At 32.9% G+C, this 11,254-nt stretch carries 9 protein-coding genes; all 9 read left to right on the forward strand.

Annotated elements, in window-relative coordinates; translation table 11 throughout:
* Window positions 1-264: 264 nt before the first annotated feature.
* Complete coding sequence (locus AP058_RS00180; RefSeq protein ID WP_066305366.1) at window positions 265-492, forward strand: helix-turn-helix domain-containing protein; 228 nt, start codon at window positions 265-267, stop codon at window positions 490-492.
* Window positions 493-890: 398 nt separating this feature from the next.
* Complete coding sequence (locus tag AP058_RS00185) at window positions 891-2,453, forward strand: type I restriction-modification system subunit M (RefSeq protein ID WP_066305368.1); 1,563 nt, start codon at window positions 891-893, stop codon at window positions 2,451-2,453.
* A 10-nt stretch (window positions 2,454-2,463) separates the two neighbouring features.
* Window positions 2,464-3,474 carry a virulence RhuM family protein gene (locus AP058_RS00190; protein WP_066305374.1) on the forward strand — a complete coding sequence of 337 codons (1,011 nt, stop codon included), beginning with the start codon at window positions 2,464-2,466 and terminating at the stop codon, window positions 3,472-3,474.
* A gap of 2 nt (window positions 3,475-3,476) precedes the next feature.
* A complete protein-coding gene (locus AP058_RS00195; protein WP_066305382.1) occupies window positions 3,477-4,685 on the forward strand; it encodes a restriction endonuclease subunit S in 1,209 nt (402 codons plus the stop codon).
* 11 nt (window positions 4,686-4,696) lie between these two features.
* Window positions 4,697-5,269 carry a hypothetical protein gene (locus AP058_RS00200; protein ID WP_066305384.1) on the forward strand — a complete coding sequence of 191 codons (573 nt, stop codon included), beginning with the start codon at window positions 4,697-4,699 and terminating at the stop codon, window positions 5,267-5,269.
* Between the two features lie 2 nt (window positions 5,270-5,271).
* Window positions 5,272-8,145 carry a type I restriction endonuclease subunit R gene (locus AP058_RS00205; protein WP_066305385.1) on the forward strand — a complete coding sequence of 958 codons (2,874 nt, stop codon included), beginning with the start codon at window positions 5,272-5,274 and terminating at the stop codon, window positions 8,143-8,145.
* Between the two features lie 496 nt (window positions 8,146-8,641).
* Window positions 8,642-9,067, forward strand: coding sequence for a DUF2971 domain-containing protein (locus AP058_RS17030; RefSeq protein ID WP_231739441.1), 426 nt, complete (start codon window positions 8,642-8,644; stop codon window positions 9,065-9,067).
* Window positions 9,068-9,405: 338 nt separating this feature from the next.
* The gene (locus tag AP058_RS00215) at window positions 9,406-10,011 is read left to right on the forward strand and encodes a hypothetical protein (RefSeq protein ID WP_066305389.1); all 606 of its coding nucleotides are present in this window, start codon (window positions 9,406-9,408) and stop codon (window positions 10,009-10,011) included.
* A 417-nt stretch (window positions 10,012-10,428) separates the two neighbouring features.
* The coding region (locus tag AP058_RS00220) for an ATP-binding protein (protein ID WP_157492511.1) at window positions 10,429-11,254 on the forward strand (826 nt) is incomplete at its 3' end.

An 11,254-nucleotide genomic window follows, 5' to 3' on the forward strand; every position in this document is an offset into this window, starting at 1 on the left:
GGGAACAATAAGTGAGCCCACGCCTTAAGACGTGAGCATCGTACTTATCTTCTCGCTCCTATAAATTACCAGTTTTCTGATACGAGATTCTAAGCGAATGCTTCACTTTCAATTGAAGAATCGCAAAATGTTAATTAATACCAGCTGTATCTAGTTAAGATGCTGAATATTAAATCAAATGTATGAAAAATTTATTACAATTGTCAAATTTGACAATTTATTTTAATTCAATTATCTGAATTTCACATCGTGAAGGATATCAGGTTGAAATATTACAAAGCTTTTGGAGTTAACTTAAATAACTTATTAGTCAAACATAGTAAAGATGTTATGACCGTTGCTTCTGTAGGAAAAATTGAACCTAAGCAAGTCTATAGAGTTTTAAATGGTGAGCATGGAGCTTCGCTTGGTACTATTATATCTTTAGCTAAGGGTTTAGATATTGAACCAGCTGAGCTATTTAGTTTTAATTTTGATATGGAAAAAGAATAATCAAATTAAATTTCCAAACCTCTCTAGAATTACTAAATATTCTTATTTTCTAAGAAAAAATCCAATTTTTAAACTGATTCACCCCCGTAGCAGAGCAAATAGCTTTAACTATCTTGATAATAATCAATTGTCAATTATATATATAGAATGTGCGTTTTACAATTAAGAGTTTCAAAGTAAGATCATTTTTCATAATTCTATTTTTTCTGTCAAATTTCGATTAACTCCACACAATAAACAATACCAATCCTATTGAGAGAATTAAAAACTATCTTTCTTTATGGTTTTCCACATTCAAAAACTTAATTTTTTCAATATCTTAGCCCAATGCATTTCATACAGAATTGACAATTATTTCAAGTAAGTAAGATTTTGCTACTTTAACCTCATACAATTACATGGCAGCCGAACAAAAACAAAAATTAGAACAACAACTCTGGAATATTGCAAATACCCTACGTGGTAAAATGGATGCGGATGATTTTAGAGATTATATATTAGGTTTCATTTTCTACAAGTACTTGAGTACAAAAATGGATATGTATGCCAACCAAATACTACAACCCGACGGATTAACTTTTAGTGATATCATTGGACACGCTGACGAAGCATTGTTGATGCAAGCAGTTAAAGAATTAGCCATTGATAAATTGGGGTTTTTCTTAGAACCCTCAGAGTTGTTCTCCGAATTGGCACATAGAGGAAATGCAGGCGGAAAAAACAACTTTATCTTAGGCGATTTAGCCAAAGTATTGACTCACATTGAGCAAAGTACGATGGGATCGGAAAGCGAAGAAGATTTTGGAAACTTATTTTCCGACCTCGATTTAACCTCTCATAAACTCGGAAAATCAGAAAGCGATAAAAACGAATTGATCGTAAAAGTCCTAACCCATTTGGACGAAATTGATTTTGATTTAGAAAACACCGATTCCGATGTTTTAGGTGATGCTTACGAATATCTTATTGGACAGTTTGCCAGCGGAGCAGGAAAAAAAGCAGGCGAATTCTATACGCCACAGCAAGTCAGTAGTGTTTTGGCACAATTGGTTACGGTTGGCAAAGACAAACTAAAAAGTGTTTACGATCCTACTTGTGGTTCGGGATCTTTGTTGTTGCGAGTTGCCAAAGAAGTCAAAGACGTAAGCGAATTTTACGGACAAGAAATGAATCCAACGACCTACAATCTTTGTCGTATGAATATGATTATGCACGATGTGCACTACAAACGTTTTGACATTAAGAACGAAGATACTTTAGAACGTCCGCAACATTTGGATATGCGTTTTGAAGCCATTGTGGCTAATCCGCCCTTTTCGGCAAATTGGAGTGCGAGTCCACTTTTTATGACCGACGAACGTTTTTCGGCTTACGGGAAATTAGCACCAAGTTCTAAAGCCGATTTTGCTTTTGTACAACATATGGTGCATCAATTAGACGATAACGGAACCATGGCTATTGTATTACCGCACGGCGTTTTGTTTCGTGGTGGTGCCGAAGGTCACATTCGTAAATACTTAATCGAAGACAAAAACTATTTGGATGCCGTGATTGGTTTGCCAGCGAATATCTTTTACGGAACCTCGATTCCGACTTGTATTTTGGTATTGAAAAAAATACGCCAAAACTCCGAAGATGTTTTGTTTATTGATGCCAGCCAACATTTTGACAAAGTAAAAACCCAAAATGTACTGTTAGACGAACACATTGCTAAAATTATCTCCACGTACAGCAACCGCACCGAAGAAGAAAAATACAGCAAAATAGCGACGCTTGATTTCATTGCGGCACAAGACTACAACTTGAACATTCCTCGTTATGTAGATACTTTTGAAACCGAAGAAAGCATCGATATTAATGCTATTGCAAATGAACTTCAAGCTGTTGACCAACACATTAGCGAAACCGATAAAACGATTGCTTCTTTTTGTGCCGAATTGAATATTGTAACTCCTTTTTAGATAATTATAGATGAAAGAAGAACAAGAAATCATTATTTACAATACCGAAGACGGTAAAGCTTCTGTAGCATTATTTGCTAGAGAAGGTGACATTTGGATGAATCAAATTCAGTTGGCAGAACTTTTTGACACCTCTAAGCAAAATATAAGCTTACACATAAACAACATACTAAAAGAAAAGGAGTTAGATGCAATTTCAGTTGTCAAGGAATACTTGACAACTGCTGTTGACGGTAAAAACTATAACATTACTTTCTACTCACTTGATATGATTCTTGCCATAGGTTTTAGAGTTCGAAGCAAGAGAGGAACACAATTCCGTCAATGGGCAAACTATAACCTAAAAGAATATATGATTAAAGGTTTTGTAATGGATGACGAACGCCTTAAAAACCCAAATGGTAGAAACGATCATTTTGATGAATTACTGGAGCGTATTCGTGACATTAGAGCCTCCGAAAAAAGATTCTACCAAAAAGTAAGGGACTTATTTTCTTTAAGTAGCGATTACGACAAAACCGATAAAGCCACACAAATGTTTTTTGCCGAAACACAAAACAAATTATTATACGCCATAACAGGCAATACGGCTGCCGAAATTGTGGTAATACGTGCTAACCCTAACCAACCCAATATGAATTTAACCAGTTGGAAAGGTGCAGTAGTCAGAAAGCAAGATATTTACACCGCCAAAAACTATTTAACCACTGATGAAATAGACAGTTTAAATCGCTTTGTAGTCGTATTTCTTGAAACTGCCGAATTAAGAGCCAAAAACAGACAAGATATTACTATGAGTTTTTGGAAAACCAATGTAGATCGCATTATTGAATTTAATGATAAAAATTTACTAAACCATCTTGGTACAATAACGCATTTGCAAATGGAGAAAAAAGTAGATGCTGTCTATGAAAAATTCAAAACGCAAAGAAAACAACTGGATGCCCAAAAAGCAGATGAACAAGATTTGGAAGAACTAAAACAATTGGAAAACCAAATTAAAAATAACCCCAAAAAATAACAATGGAAAATCGACAACCAAAATTGCGCTTTCCTGAGTTTTCGGGGGAATGGGAAAAGAAGAAATTAGGTGCAATTGCGACTATAACAACTGGAAGTACTCCAAGTACTCTGATTTCAGAATATTATAATGGAAATAAATTATTTGTTTCCCCAGCTGATTTACAAGGAAACAGATATGTTTATAGTACAAAAACTAAATTAACTGAATTAGGATTTTCAAAAGGTAGAAAAATTGACAAAGGAAGTGTTGTATTTGTTTGTATAGGTTCAACTATTGGTAAAGTTGGAATAACAACAGAAGATTCTCTAACTAACCAACAGATAAACTCTTTAAAAGCTAAAACTGATTACAGTAATAATTTTATTTATTCACTATTGGAATTAAATGGTCAGAAAATTAAACTTTTAGCAGGAGTCCAAGCAGTTCCTCAAATTAATAAGACAGCCTTTTCTAATCTATTATTTCACTTTCCTAACATTTCAGAACAAACCAAAATTGCCAATTTCCTAATCGAAGTCGATAAAAAATTAACCGCCTTAAAACAAAAGAAAAGCCTTTTAGAGCAATACAAAAAAGGCGTAATGCAGAAAATTTTCTCGCAAGAACTCCGCTTTAAAGAGGATAATGGAAATGATTATCCAGATTGGGAAGAGAAAAAGTTGGGGGAAGTTTGTGAAATTGCAAAGAGTGGAGGAACTCCGACTTCGACAAAGAAAGAATATTACAATGGAGATATACCATTTTTGTCAATTAGCGATATGACATTACAAGGTAAATATTTAAATTTCACTTCTAATCACATTAGCGAATTAGGATTAGAAAATTCTTCTTCTTGGCTTGTTCCTATTAATTCAATTATCTATTCAATGTATGCTTCTGTTGGATTTGTAGCAATTAACAGGATTCCATTGGCAACTTCTCAAGCAGTTTTAAATCTAATCTTAAAAAAGAAATTAAATTTAGAATTCATGTACTATACATTAGTAGATTTTCAAAAAAACATAGCTCAATTTATAACAACTGGAACTCAGGGAAATCTAAATGCAAATAGTGTGAAAGGTTTTTTAATTCAAATTCCATCATTAACCGAACAAACCAAAATCGCAAATTTTCTATCGGCAATCGATGAAAAGATTAACCATTGTCAAAAACAAATAGAAAAAACACAGGTTTGGAAAAAAGGATTGTTGCAGCAAATGTTTGTTTAAAATAAAGCATAATGACAGTAGTAGAAAAATCACAATACGATTTTATTCAAAATGAGATTTGGATCTTGACTTTTGGAGGTGCTTTTCAAAGAGCAAATATTTATATAGCTAAAGATCTGGCTGAACAAAAAAAAAGTGACTTCAAAAAAGGAATTAGAGCTTTTATTGAAAGTACTATTTTGGATAATTATAAAACTACGCTTGTAAGTGATGAAAATCATATTCAAAATATTAAAAAAGTAAGCGATTACAGTGCTAATTTTTCGGAGCTTTTTAACAATGAAAAAATAAATTTTGGGATAGCTCAGAAAATGCTAAATCTTTATTTAAAATACAGGTGGTCTTTAGGACACATTCAATCTCCACCGCATTTTCCAGTAGATCGGATTATTCAAGAATTGCTAAATAAAGAACTGAAAGCTATCGGAATAAAAGGAGAGGAATTAAAAGCTTGGACACAGTTTACCGATGAACATCATTATATAAAAGTGATCAAAAATGCACGTGAATTGATACTTAAAAAAGAATCTTTTGCTAATCACAGTTTGGCAGAATTAGAATTATCATTATTTCAAAGAAGATAACTATGGCGCATCAATCGGAAGCACAATTAGAAAACAACCTAATCCAGCAATTAATTGGTTTAGGCTATGCCTCTGTAAAAATTCAAGATGGAGATGCTTTGGTTGCCAATCTAAAAAAGCAACTCGAACTTTTTAATCAAACTAGTTTTACTGCCAAGGAGTTTGATGCCGTTTTGAATCATTTGGCAAAAGGCAATGTATTCGAAAAAGCCAAAAGTTTACGCGATCGTTTTCAATTGACCAAAGAAGATGGCACTTCGTTTTATGTTCAGTTTTTTAATAGTGAAAATCCAGCTGTAAATTTATACCAGGTAAGCAACCAAATCAGTTTAGAAGGAAGTTACAAAAACCGTTTTGATGTCACGCTTTTGGTCAACGGTTTGCCTTTGGTACAAATCGAACTCAAACGTTCTGGTATTGAAATCAAAGAAGCTTTTAACCAAATCAATCGCTATCAAAACCATTCGTTTTGGAGTACTCACGGTTTGTTTCAATACGTGCAACTTTTTGTAATTAGCAATGGCGGAAACACCAAATATTTAGCCAATAATAAACTGCAATCAGTCAAACAAACCTTCTTTTGGGCAGATGCCAATAACAAAAATATTACCGAATTAAAAGATTTTTCAGCAGCCTTTTTAAACCCCAATCATTTGGGTAAAATGATAGCGCATTATATCGTGATCAACGAAACCCACAAAGTGATGATGGTGTTGCGTCCGTATCAATATTTTGCTACTGAAGCCATTATTCAGCAAGTCAAAAACAGCAATGATAACGCTTACATTTGGCATACCACAGGTTCTGGAAAAACTTTAACTTCGTTCAAAGCCAGTCAGATTCTAATGGATTTGCCCGAAGTCTATAAAGTAGTTTTTGTAGTCGATCGAAAAGATTTGGATTTTCAAACGATGAACGAATTCAACGCTTTCAAAAAAGACAGCGTTGATGTAACCGACAATACGCAATCTTTAGTAAAACAGCTAACAGATAATACCAAACTGGTTTTAACGACAATCCAAAAATTAAACAATGCTGTTTCCGACCGTTTCAAAAATAGTCTTGAAGCACTAAGACATCAGAAAATAGTATTCATTTTTGATGAATGCCACCGTTCACAATTTGGAGAAACCCACGAACGCATCACCAAGTTTTTCGATAAAAGTCAGTTAATTGGTTTTACGGGAACGCCTATTTTTGCCGAAAATGCTTCTAAAAATGAATTCGGAAAACGAACGACCAAAGATTTGTTTGGAAATTGTTTGCATAAATATGTGATTACAGATGCCATTCGAGATCAAAACGTCTTGCGTTTCGGAATAGAATATATCGGAAAATATAAGAGTAAGAGCAATACTTTTATTGACATCGAAGTAGAAGAAATCGACAAACAAGAAGTGTTGGATTCGACCAAACGCATTGAGAAAATTGTCGATTATATCATTGCGTATCACGATCAGAAAACGTTCAACAAGCAATATTCGGCACTATTGACGGTCAGCAGTATCGAAAATGCCGTAAAATATTATGACCTTTTTCAACAAAAGAAAGAAGCCAAAGTACACGATTTGCGTATTGCTACTATTTTTACTTTTGGTGCTAACGAAGATTCAGACGAAGCGCAAGATTTTCTTCCAGCCGATGAAGATTTTGATATGGCAGCCGAACCCAAAACAAAGTATGTTTCAAGCCACAGTCGAGACAAATTAGAAACCTATATTGGACATTACAACCAAATGTACAAAGGAAGTTTTACCACCAAAGATCCCAAATTATTTGAATCCTATTTCAAAGACATTAGCCGACGTTTGAAAGAACGAGAGAAGGAAAACTTCAATGATGCCAAAGACCGTTTGGATATTGTTATAGTTGTCAATATGATGCTTACGGGTTTTGATGCCAAAAAAGTAAATACTTTATACGTTGATAAAAACCTCAAGCAACACGGCTTAATTCAAGCCTATTCAAGAACGAACCGAATTTTAGGAGAACAGAAATCACAAGGAAATATTCTATGTTTTAGAAACCTCAAAACAGCTACTGATGATGCTATTACGTTGTTTTCTAACAAAGATGCGATTGATGTTGTAACAATGCCCGGTTATGAAAAAATTGCAGAAAAGTTCGATGAAGCTTTAAAAAACTTGCGTGAAATTACGCCAACCTATCAAAGCGTAAATGATTTAGAAAGCGAAGAGGACGAAACTTTGTTCGTGCAGGCTTTTAGAAAATTATTGCGTACGATGAATGTCTTGCAATCCTACGCCGATTTTGATTGGGACGATTTACCAATCGACGAACAAGAATTTGAAGATTACAAAGGCAAATATTTGGATTTATACCAAAAAGTAAAGCAAGAAAGTCAGGTTCAAAAAACCTCGATTCTGGATGATATTGATTTTGAATTAGAGTTGATTCACAGAGATAAAATTGGAGTGGCTTATATCTTGAAATTAGTAGCACAAATGAAAGGGACAAATACATCAGAAGCCAAAGCCCAACGAAAAGCCATTATCGATTTGTTAGGTGGTGACATCAAATTGAGAAGCAAACGAGAGTTGATTCAGAAATTCATTGACGAAAATATGCCACACATTAAAAATGGTGACGACATCGAAGAGGAATTTGAAAAGTTCTGGCAAGAACAAAAAGTCTTAGCATTAGGAAAACTATGTGAAGACGAACATCTGGATAAAGCGCAATTCAAAGCCTTAATTGATGCCTACATCTACAGCGGTCGAGAACCTATAAAAGATGAAGTTTTTCAATGCCTTGATAACAGACCAAGTATTTTGCAAGCTAGAGTGATCGGTGATCGCATTATTGCAAAAATGAAAGAGTTTGTGGAGGTTTTTGAGAAGGGGATGGTGGCATAATTGAGATTTTATGAATACAGAGAGAAGCATAAGAATTAATAAAGTTCTTCGAGAATTAAATATCAGCCTAGAAAGTGCGGTGAACATATTTAAAACTGCAGATATTCACATAGAGGCTAATCCCAATTTTAAGATTAGTGAAGATGAATATAATTTTCTTAGAATTTATCTTGGGTTGAAAAAGTATGTAAATATTTCTAAACCTCAAATTACAATACCTGAAATCGCAAATAGAATAAGGCAAAGTAAAGGTATTCCTGAAACAGCTTTTAAATATTTTGGCACTGAGGATTATCATTTATCCTCATTAAGGGATAAATATCTATTTTATTCTGAGTTTACTAGTTTTAACGATCCGTTTGATTGTAATGTGGAACTAATCGATTTTCAAAAAGTAGGTAAATCTAAAAAAGAAAAAACTTTAGAAATTGCTATAAAAGATAGGTTTCCGACAATTGGTATCTGCTGTTTTAGCCGGAAGCATAATTCCATTTTAATGTGGTCTCATTATGCTAATAACCGTAAAGGATTTTGCTTAGAATTTTATACGAACAAAAGTCAGAATGGTTTAAATCCATTAGATGTAAATTATACTGATTCATTTGTCAAAGCTAATTTTTATAAGGAAAAGGAAACAGCTTTATTTCATATGGCTTTCACAAAAGCAAAACACTGGGAATACGAAGAAGAGTTAAGAATTATAAATACTCATTTTACAGATTTTGAATCAAGAAAGTTTAGTTTTTTGAAAGAAGATGTAAAATCGATTTACTTAGGTGTTAATTGCGATCCAAAAGTAAGAAATGATATTTTATCTATAGTCGAACGTATTTATGATAATAAAGTAAATGTATTTGCAGGTTCTCTTTCTGGTAATTCTTTTGAAATTGAATGGAAAGAAGTTATAATAAGTGTAAAATAATTAAAAACAGTAGTCGATTAAAGCAATATGAAAGCCAACGAATTACAAATAAATAACTTTTTACAAGCATCCAATTTACAATTTGTAATTCCGGTATATCAGCGTAATTCCGATTGGAAAAATTTAGAGTGCAGTGAATTATTACACGACATTATTGGAATAGAAACCCAGAAAAAATGAAGTTTTTCAATGCCTTGATAATAGACCAAGTATTTTGCAAGCTAGAGTGATCGGTGATCGAATTATTGCAAAAATGAAAGAGTTTGTGGAGGTATTTGAGAAGGTGATGGTGGCTTAGGGCAAGAAATTAATTATATATAAATTTAAATTATAAAAGAATGAGAGAAAAAATAAGTCAATATCTAACAGATATTAAAGAATCAATTTCAACAATTTCATTGGATCATTTTGAGCAAAATTGCATCAAATTTAATTCAAGAGAACTGCCGGATGCACACTTAAATCGTGCCGAACTTAATAAAACACCACTACACCAGAGATTAGATGAATTGTTTTTAAATGATAAAGAATCTCCCTTTATTTATTGGTTTGAATTAAAAAATGAAAATAAGAAAAAAGTAATTCTGGACGCAATTAAGACTTATTCAGAATTAGCGGGTAACAATGTAACCGTAAATTCGGAAAAAAGTGACTTGAAATATTACAAAACACCTGCAATTAAAAAAATAATTAGCGACTCTAATATACTGTATGTTGGAAAGGTGAATCGTGACTTTATTGGGAGACTACAACCACATTTAGGATTTTATGTAGCGTCAACCAATACATCAGGATTGCAATTGCGTTATTGGGCAAAAAAATTAGAGATAGATATTGAAATACATTATGTAAAGCTTCCTAAAATATTAGTCGGATTGACTGGACAACTAGAAAGAGAATTAGCTAAAGAGTTAAAACCTATAATTGGTAAACATCGTTCTTAGAACTTTAGTAACTTATTATCTACTAAATGGAAATTCTTGTCTTTCATATCATTTGAAAAAAGAAATTTCAAGCAATTCCTTCCAAGCAGGAGTTGCTTTTTTTATTTGCTCTAAAATTGTAGTGTATATTAGAATTTGAAAATGCGGAGTATAAACAACTTATTCACCGCACTTTTTGCGGAGAATATAAAAATACCTGTACTCTACTTTTCAAAAACCTCAAATATTTTTCTTTCATATCATTTGACAAAAATGAAATTTCAAGCAATTTCTTCCAAATAGGATGTTTATTATGTTTATGCAAAAAAAAAATAAGCTTCTAAATTCTAATAAATTTCCTAATCACCCCTAAAAAACACAAAATAGATATGTTTGAATCAGCTTATTTTTAATATTTTTGTCTAAATAAGTGTTTTTATGAAAATATCAAGTATTATTCCAACAGAAAAAATTATAGAACGTTTGCACTACGAAAACCCGTGGTGGGTTTCTAAAGCAGTACATTCTGCGTATCAAAATATGCAAAAGCGTTTGTATTTTGATTTATTTTACCCTTTTGTTAAAGAGAAAGATATTCGAAGAGCAGTTGTTTTAATGGGACCTCGCCGTGTCGGTAAGACTGTAATGATGTTTCATTCTATTGACCAATTAATTCAAGACGCAATAGATCCGCAAAAAATATTTTTTGTCGGCATAGATAATCCTTTATACTTAAATTTAAGTTTAGAAGATATTTTATTGCTCTGTAAGGATGCCGTAAAATTACAAAACTTAGAGGGGTGTTATGTGTTTTTTGATGAAGTACAATATTTAAAAGATTGGGAACGTCATTTAAAGGTTTTAGTCGACTCCTATCCCGATACTAAATTTATTGTTTCTGGTTCGGCTGCCGCAGCTTTAAGATGGCACAGTACCGAAAGTGGAGCTGGACGTTTTACTGATTTTATGCTGCCACCGCTAACTTTTCAAGAATATATTCATTTAAAAAACATGAATCATTTAATCTTGAAAGGTGAAATTGATTACGCAAATCGGAAAATGCCTTATACGATAACACATGATATAAAAGCCTTAAACAAAGAATTCCTAAACTATTTAAATTTTGGGGGTTATCCTGAGGTTGTTTTGTCTGAAAAAATACAAAGTGATATGGGTAGGTATGTTAAAAATGATATTGTAGACAAAGTTCTTTTGAGAGATTTACCAAGTCTTTATGGAATTAAAGACGTTCAGGAATTGAATC

The organism is Flavobacterium sp. TAB 87, from assembly GCF_001529295.1.
Lineage (GTDB): Bacteria > Bacteroidota > Bacteroidia > Flavobacteriales > Flavobacteriaceae > Flavobacterium.

Excerpts from the sequence above, each read along its gene's own strand:
- AP058_RS00185 (WP_066305368.1), top strand. The coding sequence starts at position 891 with ATGGCAGCCGAACAAAAACAAAAATTAGAACAACAACTCTGGAATATT.
- AP058_RS00190 (WP_066305374.1), top strand. The coding sequence starts at position 2,464 with ATGAAAGAAGAACAAGAAATCATTATTTACAATACCGAAGACGGTAAA.
- AP058_RS00195 (WP_066305382.1), top strand. The coding sequence starts at position 3,477 with ATGGAAAATCGACAACCAAAATTGCGCTTTCCTGAGTTTTCGGGGGAA.
- AP058_RS00200 (WP_066305384.1), top strand. The coding sequence starts at position 4,697 with ATGACAGTAGTAGAAAAATCACAATACGATTTTATTCAAAATGAGATT.
- AP058_RS00205 (WP_066305385.1), top strand. The coding sequence starts at position 5,272 with ATGGCGCATCAATCGGAAGCACAATTAGAAAACAACCTAATCCAGCAA.
- AP058_RS17030 (WP_231739441.1), top strand. The coding sequence starts at position 8,642 with ATGTGGTCTCATTATGCTAATAACCGTAAAGGATTTTGCTTAGAATTT.
- AP058_RS00215 (WP_066305389.1), top strand. The coding sequence starts at position 9,406 with ATGAGAGAAAAAATAAGTCAATATCTAACAGATATTAAAGAATCAATT.